This is a genomic window from Clostridium sp. K13 (genome assembly GCF_019734195.1).
GTDB lineage: Bacteria > Bacillota > Clostridia > Clostridiales > Clostridiaceae > Clostridium.
The window spans coordinates 1-15,970 of the sequence record NZ_JAASHM010000024.1 but is presented as its reverse complement, the minus strand read 5'-3'; the positions used below and the strand labels follow the sequence as shown (position 1 = coordinate 15,970).

Below are 15,970 nucleotides of genomic sequence, written 5' to 3'. Positions count from 1 at the left end.
ATAAATGGGGAGTTACGGGAGAAGAAGAGATGAAAAAATACAAATGTATAATATTTGATTTAGATGGAACTATGTTAGATACAGAAAAAATGAATATGATACCATTACAAAGATTAATTAAAGAAGAGCTATCAATTGATATTAAGTACGAAGATTTACTAAAGTACAGAGCTTATGCAGGAAAGACAACATTAAAAATGCTAGGATTTAAAGATATTGAAGCTTCTTATAGTAAATGGGTTAAATATGTTAACGAATATGAAGATGGAGCAAAGCTATATGAAGGTTTTGATGAGGTTATAAAAGGGTTAGATGAAAATGGAATACTTTGTGGGATAGCTAGCTCTAAAATGAAGTCTCAATATGAAATAGATTTTTTGAAAACAGGTCTTCAAAGTTATATGAAAAGCGTAATTTTAGCAGAAGATACAGAAAATCATAAGCCACATCCAGAGCCATTACTTAAGGCTATAGAAATATTAAATATAGAACCTAAGGATGCAATGTATGTTGGAGATACTTTTGCAGATTATAAATCTACTAAGGCAGCAGGAATGGATTTTGGGTTAGCTGTATGGGGAGCGACGGATCTTGATGGTATAAAAGCCGATCATTATTTAAATACGCCAAAAGATATTTTGAAGGTATTAAATTTATAATAGTATGTAATTAAATAAATTAGATTAATAAAAAAATTGCTATATCAAAATTTTGATATGGCAATTTTTTTTTATTATTAAAGTTAACTTATTTTAACAAAAGCAAATGAGCTGTTAAAATAAGTTAACTAGCCTCTAATATTTTCTTAATATAGGTAAAGTAACCTATATGAGGAAGAGAAATTAAGGAGGATTAAAATGACAGAGCAATATCTAGAAATAAATAATATAAAACCTAATAAAGCTATATTAGTAAAAAGAAGAAAAATAACTAAAGGAGAAATGGAACCATATTTCTACTTAATACCTGCATTTATTATATTTGGGCTATTTGTATTTTATCCTTTTGTAAAAACAATAATAATGAGTATGTCTACTACTAATATAAGAGGAGAAATTAAGGACTTTGTTGGATTAGAAAATTTTAAAGAGATTTTAAGTTCGCCAGATTTCTATAATTCTATAATTGTAAGTTTAAAATTTGTAGCTATGGTTGCAGTACCATCTGTACTTATTGGATTTTTATTAGCCTTATTAGCTAACAATAAATTAAGGGGAAATAGGGTTTTTGAACTAATGTTTTCATTGCCAATGGCTATAGCCTCTGCACCAGCAGCTGTAATATGGACAATGATATTTCATCCTACCAATGGAATACTTAACTATGTATTAGGGGTGCAAATTGGATGGTTGACAGATTCAAGGTTTGCATTAATATCAGTTTCAACGGTAACTGTTTGGCTAAATATAGGATTGAACTTTATATTCTTACTAACTGGATTAAGAAATATACCAAGTGAGCTTATGGAAAGTGCATCAATAGATGGAGCAAGTTATCTAACTAAAGTTAAAAACATAATTATTCCAATGGTATCACCACAAATGTTTTTAGTTATATTTATGAATTTAATAAATGCTTTTCAAGCCTTTGGACAAATTAAATTATTAACTCAAGGTGGTCCAGGAGATTCAACAAATGTACTAGTTCATTCTATTTACAGAGAAGCGTTTTTTAATGGAAGATTTGAAATGGCATGTGCTCAAGCACTTATATTATTTGTAATCATGATGATAGTAACATTATTACAATTTAAGTTTGAAAAGAAAGGGGTACATTACCAATAATGAATAAAAGAAAAAGAAAAAAATTTATATTAACTATATTAAGTATAATTACAGGCTTAGTTATTGTTTTTCCACTTTTATATGCATTAAGTTTAAGCTTTATGAGTCCAGCTGAAATGACTCAATATCCACATAAAATTATACCAAGTATGCCTACTTTAGATAATTTTAAAACAGCTTTAAATACAGTACCACTTTTAAAGTTTATAGCAAATAGCTTTGTTGTTTCATTAGCGGTAACTGTAGGACAAGTTATAACAGCAAGTTTAGCTTCTTATGCATTTGCATTTTATGATTTTAAAGGAAAAAACTTATTGTTCTTAATGGTTTTATCAACAATGATGATACCTGCAGAAACTACGGTTATATCAAATTTTTTAACTGTAAGTTCATGGGGATGGAATGATAGTTTAAAGGTTCTTATAGTACCATTTTTAACATCGGCTATGGGAATATTTTTAATGAGACAATTTTACTTAACAATACCGAAAGAAATAAGAGAGGCTGCTAAAATTGATGGTTGTGGAAATTTAAAGTTTCTATTTAGAATTTTAATACCAATATCAAAACCAGCAATTGCATCCTTATCTATATATGTATTTATTAATACATGGAATCAATATTTATGGCCATTATTAACTATAAATAATGGAAATAATAGAACAGTTCAAATAGGAATAAGTATGCTTCAATATTCAGAAGGAAGCAGCTATGGTGTAGTTTTAGCTGGGGCAATTTTAATATTAATACCATCAGTAATTGTATTTATGTTAGGGCAAAAACAATTAGTAAAGGGTATGACAGCAGGAGCAGTAAAAGGCTAATTTAAATTATAAAAATATAAATTATAAAAATATAAAATATAAAAGAAATTAGAGGGGTAAATATGAAAAGAAGAATAATAGCATTAACATTAACGACAATTTTAGGAATTACCGCATTAATGGGTTGTTCAAGTACACAAGTAGGTTCTAATAAAACAACTGAAAGTACCGAAATTACATTCTGGCATTCTATGGGAGGAAAAGGTGGAGAAGCAATAAATTCATTGGTAGAAGAATTTAATAATTCACAAGAAGAAGTTAAAGTAGTAGCTGAATATCAGGGATCATATGATGATTCAATTAATAAACTTAAGAGTTCAGCATTAAGCAATTCAGGACCAGATGTCATGCAGTTATATGATATAGGAACTAAATGGATGATAGATAGTGAATATGCTATTCCAATGCAAGATATAGTTGATAAAAATGATTATGATATATCAAAATTAGAGGAAAACATAGCTGATTATTATACTATAGATGGAAAGTTATATTCAATGCCATTTAATAGTTCAACACCAATTTTATTTTATAACAAAACAGCATTAACAGAAGCTGGCTTAACAGAAAATGATCTGCCAACAAATTTTAATGAAATAATTGAAGTAGCTAATAAATTAGCTATTAAAAATGGAGATCAAGTAACAAGATACGGATATTCAATGCAAATATATGGATGGTTTTTTGAACAATTCTTAATTAAGCAAGGATTAGATTATGCTAATGAAGGAAATGGAAGAGAGGGAGATGCTACAAAAGTAGTATTTGATTCTAATAATGGAGCATTAAATATTGTTGAAGGATGGAAGTCGCTTGTAGACTCTGGTGTTATTGGTAACTTTGGTAGAGATGGTCAAAATACATTAGATGCTTTTTCATCAGGAAACGTAGCTATGATGGTTGCTTCAACTGCGAATTTAGGTGATTTAAAGAGTAAAATTGGAGATAGTTTTGAATTAGGAACAGCCTATTTCCCAGCAGTTTTAGAAGGTGATAAAGGGGGAGTATCTGTTGGTGGAGCATCTTTATGGATAATGGATAAAGATGATGAAGAGAGAGAAGATGCAGCTTTTGAATTTATTAAGTTTATGGTATCAGCTGAATCACAAGTTAAATGGGCTCAAGCAACAGGATATTTCTCAGTTTCAACAGAAGCGTATGAGTTACCTGAAATGGTTGAATATTTAGATGCAAATCCACAATTTAAGACTGCAATAGAACAATTAAGAGAAGATAATAATAATTCAGGAGCAGTTTTAGGTGTATTCCCAGAGGCTAGAGCAGCAATAGAAGAAAATATTGAAAAAGTATTAAATAGTGAAATAACATCTGAAGTTGCTGTAGAAAATATGGCAAAAACAATTAATAGTGCATTAGAAAAATATAATAAGTCAAATAAATAATATATAGTACAAACAATCAAAGGAGAAATAAAATGAAAAGGACTATATTTTTCGATGTAGATAACACATTAGTTTGTAGAGAAAAAAATGTAATGTGTGACTATACTATTAAAGCAATAAAAATGTGTAAAAATAATGGAATAAATGTAGCCATAGCAACGGGGAGATCCCTTGCTATGGTAAAGCAGGAAAATTTCTATAACATGTTTAATACAATAGTAAGTGCCAATGGAGCTTTAATAACGGTAAATAATAAAGTTATTTATAAAAAGTGTATGGATAGAAAAATAGTACAAGATATGGTAAAATATTTTGAATGTAATAATATTCCGTATTGTTTACATTTATTAGATAGAAGTATTGGGAAGATAGAAAATAATTGGGTAAGAAGTTTTTCAGAAAAATATAATATGAAAATTGATAAACTTGAAGATGAAGTATTGAGTAATATTTATGATTATGAAGTATTTCAGTTAAATGCAAAGATTAATAGTAATGATATTAATAAATTAAAGAAGAAGTATGATAAATTTAAATTTGTAAAATTAATAGATATTGAAGAGGGATATGATATATTTAATAAAGAATGTACAAAGGGTAGTGCAATTAGATATATTAGAAATAGTAATCATGAAGAAGGTATAAAGTATTATGCTTTTGGTGATGGATTTAATGATTTAGAGATGTTTGAAGAGGTTGATTTTGGTGTAGCAATGGGAAACGGATGTAAAGAATTAAAGGAAAAGGCTAATTTAGTAACTGATCATATTAATCAAAGGGGTGTATATAATGCTTTAAAAACATTAAAAATAATATAATAAATATTAAAGGGGAGCGATATTATGATAAATTTTGCTCATAGAGGTGCTAGTAAGTATTTTCCAGAAAACACTATATTATCATTAAAAGAAGGAATTAAAACAGGAGCAGATGGGCTTGAAATTGATGTTCACAAAACTAAAGATAATAAACTTGTAGTTATACATGATGAAGATATTGAACGTACATTTAAAGGTAAGGGTTTAGTTAAAAATTTTACTTTAGAAGAGCTAAAGGAATTTAAGTGTAGAAATAAAAATTTTGCAGATAGTTTAGAATGTAGAATACCAACTTTAGAAGAGGTTCTAGATGTTGTTAAAGCATCTAATATAATATTAAATATAGAATTAAAGACAGATGAAATACATTATAATGGAATAGAAAAGGATGTAATTGAACTTGTTAATAAGTATGAATTAAAGGATAGAATAATACTATCAAGTTTTAATCATGAATCTATAAAAATATGTAGAGAAATAGATAGTAGCTTTAAAACAGGATTATTATATTATAAGCCCATAGAAAATGTAGTTGAATATGCTAAGAGTTACGGAGCATATGCAATACATCCTGATATTAGATTAGTTTCAGAAGAACTTATAAAAGAAGCTGAAGAAAATAATATAAAAGTAAATGTATATACTGTTAATAGCCCAATTCATATGAGAATGTTGATAAAAGCAGGGGCTAGCGGAATATTTACTGATTACCCAGATTTGTTAAAAGAAATAATTGATTCAATTTAATGAGATAAATTTATAAAAAAATTGCTATATCAAAAGTAAGTTTTGATATAGCAATTTTAATTTTACAAGTAATTTTTATTAAGCTTGTTGAGCTTCAAATCTTTTTTCAAGCTCTTCAAAAATAGGTCTATCATATAAGCTGAAAACATAGCATAAGATGCTTGGTATAAATAATACTAATAATACATGAAGCTTAGAAGCTATAAAAAATACTAATAATGTTATAATTATTTTTAATATTGTAGTAGGAAATTTCTTTATTGAATAGTAGAAAGATAATGCAAACAAATCCTTTAATTTAAGTTTAAATCTACAATTAATAGGAAATGCATATGCTCCTAATATAAGTATAAATATTCCTAGTATTAGAAATACAATATGAAGTCCTATAGATGGACTATTAAAATAAAAATATTGAAAATCTACAAACATTACAGTTAATAAGATTAGTTGTACTAGCCATAGCTTAAGGTTAGACTTAAAATTATTTTTATAGGAATTAAAGAAATAAGAAGAAAAAGAAATGTCTTTTTCTCTAATTATTTCACCCATTGTAGAATATAAAGCACCAAGAGCTAATCCAAATGGTAAAAAGCATATAAATAATAAGGCTATATTAAATTGACTAACATCAAATGAAGTTATTGTGTAGAAGAATATAAGTGGAATATTAAGTGCTATAAAATAAATTCCACCTTGTAAAATCCATATAATATAATTAGCTAGTGAAAATAGGGGTTTATCATAAAATTCTCTTTGTTTACTCATATTTAATCCTCCAAATTTAAAATATATTTTATTCTACATTTATTTTAGGAATTTTAATTGTTACTGATGTACCATGACCATAACTACTTTTAAATGAAAGACCATAGCTTTCGCCATATAAAAGTTTAATTCGTTTATTTATATTTTTTAATCCATATCCACTTCCTTTAGAAGAAGATAATTTATTTGTAAGTAGTAAATTAATAGATTCCTCTTTCATACCAATGCCATCATCGGCAACTATTAAAACTATATGTGAGTCAATAGAATAACCTAATATAGAGATAATACCATTACCTTGCCCTTTGCCAAGTATTCCATGATTAATAGCATTTTCTAATATTGGTTGTAATGTTATTTTAGGAATTAAATAATCATTAATTTCATCATCTACATTAATTTTTAATGAAATTCTATCATTATATCGCATATTTTGAATTTTTACATATAAGGTGGCATGTTGCAATTCATTCTTAATAGAGACTAAATCATTGCCTTTATTTAAAGATAACTTATAGAATTTAGCTAAAGTATTTACAGCAACGCTTATTTCTCTATTCATCTTTTTATAAGACATCCAATTTATCATATCTAATGTGTTATATAAAAAATGTGGATTTATTTGAGACTGTAAAGCTTTTAATTCTGCATTCTTAACACTTTTACCAAGTTTATATTGATCTTCTATTAAGATAGACATTTTACCAATCATATAATTATAACTATCTATTAATTCTCCAAGTTCATCATTACTAGTATTTTCAATATAATGATCTAAATTACCAGATTGTACAGAATGCATGCCTGTTATAACCTTTGAAAGTCTTTTATTTATTGAATTAACAAAATAAAATGCTAATGCAATTGAGGTTCCACCACAAATAATAACTATTAAAAATAAATAAATTCTTTGAGAGTTTATTTCTGAAATAATACTTGCTTCAGGTAAAATAGTTACTAAATACCAGTCAGTTTTGTCTATTAAGGAACTTTTGATATAGATTTTATCATTGTTAAACTTAGTTGTAATAAATTTTTCATTACTATCTGAGTAGTTTTGAATTTTATATATATCATTAATAATTTTAGAATCTTCATTTTCATCTGAAGAACAAATAATAATTCCTTCAGAATTTATAATATAACTCATACTATTAGGAATAGAATTGATTTTTGTAATTATATCTCTAATTAATGATTTTTTAAAATTTAGTTTTAAATATCCAATATCTTCAGCAAAATTATCTGGACTTTTTATAGTTTTAAATAGTGATAAGTATTCAGAGTTATTGTTACTAAAACTATAATTATTAAAGTATGAAACTGGTCCCCATATAAATCTGGAATTAGTAGAATTAATTATGTCCATTGCCTTAGTTCCAGATAGTGAAGACATACTAAAAATATTTTTATTATCATTAGAATAAATAAAATCATTGTTTACAAATAGACTTATATTAGATACATCAGATTCATCTTCATATGCTGAAAGAAATAATCTTAAATATGAAAGATGGCCTATTTGATCTGATAATAAATAATTATTAGGGTCATTTCTAAGTATATTTACGATATTTTCGTCTATAGCTAAGCTATTAGATATATCAAATATTCTATAAAATTTATATGTTAAAAAATCTATAGACTGGTCAAAAGCTTGATCTGTAGAATTTAGTATATTACTTTCAATAATTTGTGACATTTTCGTGTATGTGTATCCAAATAAAATAGTAAGAGGAAGTAAAATTAATATACAATATGTCAATAAGAATTTTTGAATTAAATTCAAATTTTTAAAGAAAGTAATTTTTTGTAATATAAAATTTTTCATTATGTGAATTTACGCCTATACTCAGAAGGACTGTATCCAACTTCTTTTTTAAATGTTTTTGCAAAATAGTTTCCATCTCTATATCCTACCTTAGAGGCTATTTCACTCATCTTTATTGAAGGATCTTTTAACAAATCTTTTGCTTTATCTAATCTATACTCAGTGATATATTTATTTACTGTTGTATTAGTATTATCTTTGAAAATAACACATATATGAGCTGGTGTTAAAAATATGTTTTTACTTATTTCTTCTAATGATAGATTAACATTTGAATAATTTTCATGTATGAATTTTAATATATTTAATATAGGTTTATTGCTATTATTCTTTTCTGTTAGCAGTTTGAAAAGATTATCTATAGAATCTAATAAGTAGTCATTAACTTCATAGATATTATTAAATTGCAAAATATCTTCAAAAATACTGTTATTATCGATATATATAGAAAAATCTAAATTTCTATCTTTTGAAAAATTAATTAATTTTAATAATAAGTTATAGTAGATATCTTTTACATAGCTTATAGAAGTATTAGGATAATTTTTAATTTCAGATGTAATTTTTTTTATTAATAAAATTAAACTTTTCTTATCTTCTTCTCCTAAATATTTTTGGAAGTTTTCATATATATCATCGTTAACAATATATGTAGTAGTTAAGTTATCAAAATATAAAACTGAATTATAATTATAGAAAAATGTAGAATTAACTATCTTACATACATTGTCATAAGAGGATTTTACATTATAAATATTTTTAACTACACTACCTATGCAAATATATAATGGAGTAGATAACTTTATATAATCCTTAATCGAAAATAGTAGTGAATTAAATTCATTACTATAAATAAACAATGAATTATTTGTTGGTAAAAATAAATTAATTAAAATTTGTTTTTTGTTAATAAATGAAATAAGGCACTCTAACTTATAAATACTAATTATTTTTTTTAACTCGTCAATGAATAAGTTTTCATCAGAGGAAATTGGATTTATTAAATTTAAAAAAACGATTACAGAGGGCTTGTCTAATAATTGCTTATAATAATCTGAAGAATAATGAGATGATAGTAATATATCAATTTCATTATTATTTGCATCTAGCAAGTCTAAAACAATATTATTCTTAATGTTTTTATATATTACTTTAGATTTTTGAACTTCAGATACAGCAAATTTAAGAGCTTCTTCTAATTCTTCTAAGTCTATTGGTTTTTCGACGTAGCTAATGGCTTTAAGGTGAATAGCTGATTTTAAATACTCCTTATCAGAATAACCACTCATAAATATAATAGAACAGTTGGGATATAATTCTCTGGCTTTAAAAGAGAGTTCTATTCCATTTAAACGTGGCATTCTTACATCTGTCAATATAATATCAGGCTCAAAATCTTTTAATATTTCAAATGCATTTTCCCCGTCAAAAGCTTCTCTAATATCATAAATGTTTAAATCTTTCCAAGGCATTGTTTCTACTATGCCTTGACGAGTAAAACTTTCATCATCTGCGATTAAAAGTTTAATCATACTCTATACCTCCTTATACAAAATATGTTAAAATTATAGCACTATTATTTTAAATTTCCAATAAAAAATAATAAAAAACAAATTATTACAAAAAAAGTGAATTAATAAATTAATATGGTAGTAAAAAGATAATAATATTTTACTATCATCTAATTATTTTACTAATAAATTATATATTCCTAGATGATATCATTAACTCAAGAAGTGAAAACGATAACTTAAGGGGGATATATATGGAGAAGGGATTAGAAAGTAAAAAATTAAAAAATGGATTTTTTTCTAAAAACAAAAAAGAAGACACTTTATATCAACAATCTTCTTTTGTAAGGCAATTTAAAAGAAATAAAATATTAATATTTATGATTGTTCCAGCAATTGCTTATTTCTTTTTATTTAGTTATCTACCAATGAGTGGAGCTGTAGTAGCATTTAAAAATTATAACTTTAGAGATGGTATTTTTGGAAGTCCATGGGTTGGGTTTGATAATTTTGAGTATTTCTTTATTTCAGGACAAGCTTGGACTGTTACAAGAAATACAATTTTCTATAATGTATTATTTATAATAATAAATACAGTTTTACAAATGGGATTAGCGATATTAATTTCAGAAATTGGAGGAAAGTTCTTTAAAAAGATTACTCAAACAGCAATGTTTTTACCGTACTTTATTTCATGGGTTGTTGTTGGTATGATAGCTTACAATTTCTTGAATGTTGAATATGGTACAATAAATGCTTTAATTGCTAAGCTAGGTGGTGAGAAGATTAACTTCTACGGGACAACATGGGTATGGCCAATTATTTTAGTGTTTTTCTCAGCTTGGAAGAATGTTGGATATGGAACCATACTATATTTAGCAGCAATAATGGGAATTGACACAGAAATATATGAAGCAGCAGAAATTGATGGTGCAAATATATTCCAAAGAATATTTAGAGTTACAATTCCATGTTTAGTACCAACATTAATAATTCTTACATTATTAGCAGTAGGAAATATCTTTAGAGGGGATTTCCAAATGTTCTATCAACTTGTAGGTAATAATGGACCGTTATTTAATACTACAGATGTTATTGATACATTCACATTTAGATCTCTTATTCAATCAGGAGAAGTTGGAATGTCAGCAGCGGCTGGGTTATATCAATCAGTATTCTGCTTTATAACAATAGTATTTACTAATTTCTTAGTTAAAAGATATGATCCTGATTATTCATTATTCTAGGAGGTATAAAAGATGAAAAAGTCAAAAGATATAAAGGCATTTAATATTATAAGCTACACTGTAATTTCAATAGTAGCATTAGTTTGTTTAATACCGTTTTTAATGGTAATAATAGGTTCATTTACAGCGGAATCGGAAATAGTTGCAAATGGTTTTTCATTCTTTCCTAAGGAATTATCAATAGAAGCATATAAAACAGCATTAAAAGAGCCTATAGCAATATTAAAAGCCTATGGCGTAACAGCAAGTTTAACTGTAATTGGTACAGCAATTGGTTTATTTATAGTGGCAATGACAGCTTATGTATTACAAAGAAAAGATTTTAAGTGGAGAAATAAAGTATCATTTTTCTTCTACTTTACAACGTTATTTAGTGGTGGATTAGTTCCCTGGTATATATTAATGGTTAAATATTTAGGATTAAAAGATAGTTATTTATCCTTATTATTACCACCAATGTTAAGTGTTTTCAATATAATTATTATGAAGAGCTATATGGGAGGAATTCCACAAGCTTTAACAGAATCTGCTAAGATTGATGGAGCTGGAGATTTTACAATATTCGTAAAGATAATTTTACCATTAGCAAAGCCGGCATTAGCAACAATTGGAATGATGATTGCTTTAGGATATTGGAACGATTGGTATAACTCAATGTTATTTATAAATAACGAAAATTTATATTCACTCCAATATTACTTATATAAAATTGTAAACAATATAGAAGCATATAAGACAATACTGGCCCAGGCTGGTGGTGGAACTTCATTAGGTTCTACAATTAATATGCCAAGTGAATCATTAAAAATGGCATTAACTATTATAGTAACAGGTCCTATAATATTAGTTTATCCATTTATACAAAAATATTTTGTAAGTGGTGTAACTATAGGAGCAGTAAAAGGATAAAGAAGAAAATATATATGGTTTAGAAATTTAAATTATGAGGGGGATTTTTACAATGATAAGAAGAACAGTAAAGAAATTAGCAGCAGTAGGATTAAGTATACTTATGTTAAGTACATTCATGGTTGGATGTGGAGCGAAAGACAATAGTGGAAATGTAGCATCAAGCTCATCTGAATTAAAAGAAGTAAAATTAAAAATGTATTTAATTGGAGATAAACCTAAAGATTTTGATTCAGTTTATGAAAAGGTTAATGAAAGAATGAAGGAAGAAATAAATGCAACATTAGAGGTGAATTTTATTCCTTGGTCAGATATGACTACTAAATATCAATTATTATTCCAATCAGGTGAGGATTTTGACTTAATATTCACAGCAGCAGGATGGGGATATTATAGTCAAGTTGCTACTAAAAATGGATTTTTAGAATTAACAGATGAATTATTAAAAGAATATGCACCACAAATTTATGAAAATGAACCAGAAGATGCGTGGAGTCAAGCTAAGGTTGATGGAAAAGTATATATGGTTCCAAATGATAGAAATGAATATGGAACAAATGTATTTGCTTATAGAGGGGATTTAGCTAGTAAATATGGTTTTGAATCTATAAATAGTTATGATGAGCTTGAAGCATTTATGAGCGCTGTGGCAGAAGGTGAATCAGGAAATGGAATAAAGGTAATAGCCAACGGAGGAGGACAAAATTTACAATGGCCATATATGATTGAGAAAAATGGATTTTCAACTATTAGTGGAGCACCAACACCATCAATTGGATATGATGTAAATGATACATCTGGAGAAGTATTTGCCTTTGTTGACACTCCTGAATATTTAGAATATGTGAAAAAGATGAAAGAATTTGCAGATAAGGGGTACTGGGCAGCCGACTCAATTTCAAGTCAAGCTACTAGAGATGAAGATTTCGTAGCAGGAAAAACTGCAATAATGACTTGGAATCTTAGTACTGTAGCTAATAGAACTGTTGAAATGAATGCAGCTAATCCAGATTGGAATGCAACATTGCTAGATTTAAGTGAAGGTATAAATAGAGTAGTTCAACCTTATACAAATAATGGTATTGCTATAAATGCTAGCTCAAAGAATCCAGAAAGAGCATTAATGGCTATTGAATTATTAAGATATGATGAAGAAATTAATAACTTAACTTGGTATGGTATTGAAGGAACTCATTGGGAAAATTCTGCAGATGATGAATATACATCTTTAGCTGCTAGTGAAGCTTTTCCAGCTGGTGAAGTTTGTCCATGGGGCTGGTATACTACTGAATTTGCTCGTAGATCATCTACAGAGCCTGAAATAGTTCAAGAAACTATAAATAAATGGTCTGAGGAATATACAGTTTCAAATCCTTTAGCAGCATTTTCATTTGATGATTCAAATGTTAAAAATGAAATGGCAGCAGTAGGTAATGTTATAACTCAATATGGAGTACCATTAGATTTAGGGATGGTTGATGATGTAGAAGCGGGTGTTAAGGAATTTAGAGAAAAATTAACACAAGCAGGATTTGATAAAATATTAGAAGAATGTCAAAGACAAGCAAAAGAGTTTGTTAAAGAATATAAGTAGCTCTCTCTATCACTTTTAATAGTGTGTTAAGCAGGTGATTTAAATTAAGTAAAATTAGAGTCACCTGCTATTTTACTAATATGACATATAAGAAAAGTAATTGAATTTAATATAACATATAAATTAAAAAGGAAATTTTAATCTGGAGGAAAGTAGTTATGAGAAAATTTAAACCAGTTAATGAAAAAGTTAAAGGATTTTTACATGGAGGAGATTATAATCCAGATCAATGGCTTGATTATCCCGAAATATTAAAAGAGGATGTTAGATTATTGAAATTAGCACATTGTAATTGCGTTTCTATAAATATTTTTGGATGGAGTGCTATAGAGCCAGAAGAAGGAGTTTACACATTTGAATGGCTTGATAAAGTAATGGATGATATGGCTGAAGCAGGTGTACATGTTATACTTTCTACACCAAGTGGAGCTAGACCAGCTTGGATGTCAGAAAAGTATCCAGAAGTTTTAAGAGTATGGTCAGATAGAAAGAGAATACTTCATGGGCAAAGACATAATCATTGCTTTACATCACCAATTTATAGAGAAAAGACTTCAGAAATTAATAGGATATTAGCAGAAAGATATAAGGATCATCCGGCGTTAATAATGTGGCATGTATCTAATGAATATGGTGGAGAATGTCACTGTGAACTTTGTCAAGAAGCTTTTAGAGAATGGTTAAAAGTTAAATATGAAAATGATTTAGATAAATTAAATAAAGCTTGGTGGACAGGTTTCTGGAGTCATAAGTTTACTAACTGGTCACAAATAGAAAGTCCAGCACATCATGGTGAAGAGTTTGTTCATGGACATAACCTTGATTGGAAGAGATTTGCTACTGATCAAACTATAGATTTTTATAAGAATGAAATTGCGCCAATTAGAGAAATAACCCCTAATGTACAAGTTACAACTAACTTTATGGGAGATTATCCGAGGATGACTTTATTTAATGGATTAGATTATTGGAAATTTGCAAAAGAAGTTGATGTTGTATCATGGGATAACTATCCAGCTTGGCATAATGATTTTGAAACAACTTGGGATACTGCTGCAAATGTAAGTTTTGTACATGATGTATATAGAACATTAAAAGGTGGACAACCGTTTTTAATAATGGAAAGTACACCAAGCTTAGTTAATTGGCATAAAGTAAATAAGACTAAAAGACCAGGAATGCATTTATTATCATCACTTCAAGGAGTAGCTCATGGAGCAGATTCTGTTCAATATTTCCAATGGAGAAAAGGAAGAGGAGCATCAGAAAAATTCCATGGAGCAGTAGTTGATCATTGTGGGCATGAAAATACAAGAGTATTTAGGGAAGTTACAGAAGTAGGAACTACATTAGAAAAGTTAAGTGATTTAATTGGAACAAGTGTGGAACCAGAAGTTGCAGTAATTTATGATTGGGAAAATAGGTGGGCAATTGATGATTGTCAAGGTCTTAAAAATGATAATAAGGGCTACTTTGAGTCAGTAGAGGATTATTATAAGGTATTTTGGAGAAAAGGTATTTCTGTAGATGTAATAAATATGGATTGTGATTTTTCAAAGTATAAACTTCTTGTAGCACCAATGCTGTATATGATTAGACCAGGTGTCGCTGAAAGAATAACTGAGTTTGTTAAAAATGGTGGAACTTTAGTTACAACTTATTTTAGTGGATTAGTTGATGAAAATGATTTATGCTTCTTAGGTGGATTCCCAGGTCCATTAAGAGATGTAACTGGAATTTGGGCAGAAGAAATTGATACATTATATGATTCAGATGAAAATTATTTAGAGTTTAAAGAAGATAATACTTTAGGGGCTAGTGGATCTTACAAGTTAAGAGATTATTGTGATGTAATTCATGTTGAAACCGCAGAAGTATTAGCAACGTATAAAAATGATTATTATGCTGGAATGCCCGCATTAACAGTTAATAATTATGGATGTGGTAAAGCTTATTATGTAGCAGCAAGAACAGATAATGATTTTGATAATGAATTCTTTACTAAGGTGATAAATGATTTGGAGATAAAACCAGTAATAAATACAGAATTACCTCTTGGAGTGACAGCACAAATGAGAACTGATGGAGAAAGTGATTATGTATTTGTTATGAACTTCACTGAAGAAAGCAAGAAAGTTTTATTAGATGAAAAAGAATATATAGATATGCTTACTAATGAAGTGGTAAGTGGAGAAGTAAAATTAAATAGATTTGATGTGCGTGTTTTAAAAAGATAATAATACTTTAACAAAGGAGATTGTATTTGAATGAAAGTATTAGAAATAATAATATTTGCGTTAAAATCAATATTGTATGATACAATTGATATATTGGGTATTAATAATGAAAAAACAATTAATATTAGTAAAAGATTAGATATATTTATTTTAAAGAGACAAATTAGATAAGAGAGTAGATTAAAAGATTTAAAGTAAAAATAATCATATATTTAAAAAAGGAGCTGTCGCAATAGCGGGTAAAAAAATCCGCTAGCGATAGCTCTTTTTCTATATTTTCAAAAAAATAATTGTACA

14 protein-coding genes are annotated in these 15,970 nt (G+C 27.5%); 11 read left to right on the top strand and 3 right to left on the bottom strand.

The features are described from left to right. Positions 1 to 29 precede the first annotated feature (29 nt). The 6 genes from HCG76_RS12895 (at position 30) to HCG76_RS12870 (ending at position 5,576) form a co-directional block, all read left to right on the top strand. On the top strand, positions 30 to 659 hold the full coding sequence (locus tag HCG76_RS12895) for an HAD family hydrolase (protein WP_221700831.1): 630 nt from the start codon (positions 30 to 32) through the stop codon (positions 657 to 659). 198 nt (positions 660 to 857) lie between these two features. Continuing rightward, a complete protein-coding gene (locus HCG76_RS12890) occupies positions 858 to 1,784 on the top strand; it encodes a carbohydrate ABC transporter permease (protein ID WP_221700832.1) in 927 nt (308 codons plus the stop codon). Further along, positions 1,784 to 2,608: a carbohydrate ABC transporter permease gene (locus tag HCG76_RS12885; protein WP_221700833.1), complete on the top strand. Its 825-nt coding sequence runs from the start codon at positions 1,784 to 1,786 to the stop codon at positions 2,606 to 2,608. Before HCG76_RS12890 ends, HCG76_RS12885 begins: the two co-directional genes overlap by 1 nt. Positions 2,609 to 2,670: 62 nt before the next feature. Then, positions 2,671 to 4,011, top strand: a complete 1,341-nt coding sequence (locus tag HCG76_RS12880) for an ABC transporter substrate-binding protein (RefSeq protein ID WP_221700834.1) — start codon at positions 2,671 to 2,673, stop codon at positions 4,009 to 4,011. Between the two features lie 32 nt (positions 4,012 to 4,043). Beyond that, entirely contained in the window at positions 4,044 to 4,829 is a 786-nt protein-coding gene (locus tag HCG76_RS12875) for a Cof-type HAD-IIB family hydrolase (RefSeq protein WP_221700835.1), read from the top strand. Positions 4,830 to 4,853: 24 nt separating this feature from the next. Next, positions 4,854 to 5,576 (top strand): glycerophosphodiester phosphodiesterase, encoded by a 723-nt coding sequence (locus tag HCG76_RS12870; RefSeq protein ID WP_221700836.1) that lies wholly within the window; start codon positions 4,854 to 4,856, stop codon positions 5,574 to 5,576. A gap of 78 nt (positions 5,577 to 5,654) precedes the next feature. Here the strand turns inward: HCG76_RS12870 and HCG76_RS12865 are convergent, their stop codons facing one another. The 3 genes from HCG76_RS12865 to HCG76_RS12855 form a co-directional block, all read right to left on the bottom strand. Then, positions 5,655 to 6,344, bottom strand: a complete 690-nt coding sequence (locus tag HCG76_RS12865; RefSeq protein WP_221700837.1) for a YesL family protein — start codon at positions 6,342 to 6,344, stop codon at positions 5,655 to 5,657. Positions 6,345 to 6,372: 28 nt separating this feature from the next. Continuing rightward, positions 6,373 to 8,046 carry a sensor histidine kinase gene (locus tag HCG76_RS12860; protein ID WP_221700838.1) on the bottom strand — a complete coding sequence of 558 codons (1,674 nt, stop codon included), beginning with the start codon at positions 8,044 to 8,046 and terminating at the stop codon, positions 6,373 to 6,375. A 128-nt stretch (positions 8,047 to 8,174) separates the two neighbouring features. Continuing rightward, complete coding sequence (locus HCG76_RS12855; RefSeq protein WP_221700839.1) at positions 8,175 to 9,707, bottom strand: response regulator transcription factor; 1,533 nt, start codon at positions 9,705 to 9,707, stop codon at positions 8,175 to 8,177. Positions 9,708 to 9,940: 233 nt separating this feature from the next. Between HCG76_RS12855 and HCG76_RS12850 the strand changes: the two genes are divergently transcribed. The 5 genes from HCG76_RS12850 to HCG76_RS12830 all read left to right on the top strand — a co-directional run bounded on the left by HCG76_RS12850 (position 9,941) and on the right by HCG76_RS12830 (position 15,844). Further along, positions 9,941 to 10,933, top strand: a complete 993-nt coding sequence (locus tag HCG76_RS12850; protein ID WP_221700840.1) for an ABC transporter permease — start codon at positions 9,941 to 9,943, stop codon at positions 10,931 to 10,933. Between the two features lie 12 nt (positions 10,934 to 10,945). Further along, complete coding sequence (locus tag HCG76_RS12845; protein ID WP_221700841.1) at positions 10,946 to 11,842, top strand: carbohydrate ABC transporter permease; 897 nt, start codon at positions 10,946 to 10,948, stop codon at positions 11,840 to 11,842. 52 nt (positions 11,843 to 11,894) lie between these two features. Then, a complete protein-coding gene (locus HCG76_RS12840; RefSeq protein ID WP_221700842.1) occupies positions 11,895 to 13,436 on the top strand; it encodes an ABC transporter substrate-binding protein in 1,542 nt (513 codons plus the stop codon). Positions 13,437 to 13,594: 158 nt separating this feature from the next. Beyond that, positions 13,595 to 15,673, top strand: coding sequence for a beta-galactosidase (locus tag HCG76_RS12835; protein WP_221700843.1), 2,079 nt, complete (start codon positions 13,595 to 13,597; stop codon positions 15,671 to 15,673). Positions 15,674 to 15,703: 30 nt separating this feature from the next. Continuing rightward, positions 15,704 to 15,844 (top strand): Spo0E family sporulation regulatory protein-aspartic acid phosphatase, encoded by a 141-nt coding sequence (locus HCG76_RS12830; protein ID WP_221700844.1) that lies wholly within the window; start codon positions 15,704 to 15,706, stop codon positions 15,842 to 15,844. The last annotated feature ends 126 nt before the right edge of the window (positions 15,845 to 15,970 follow it).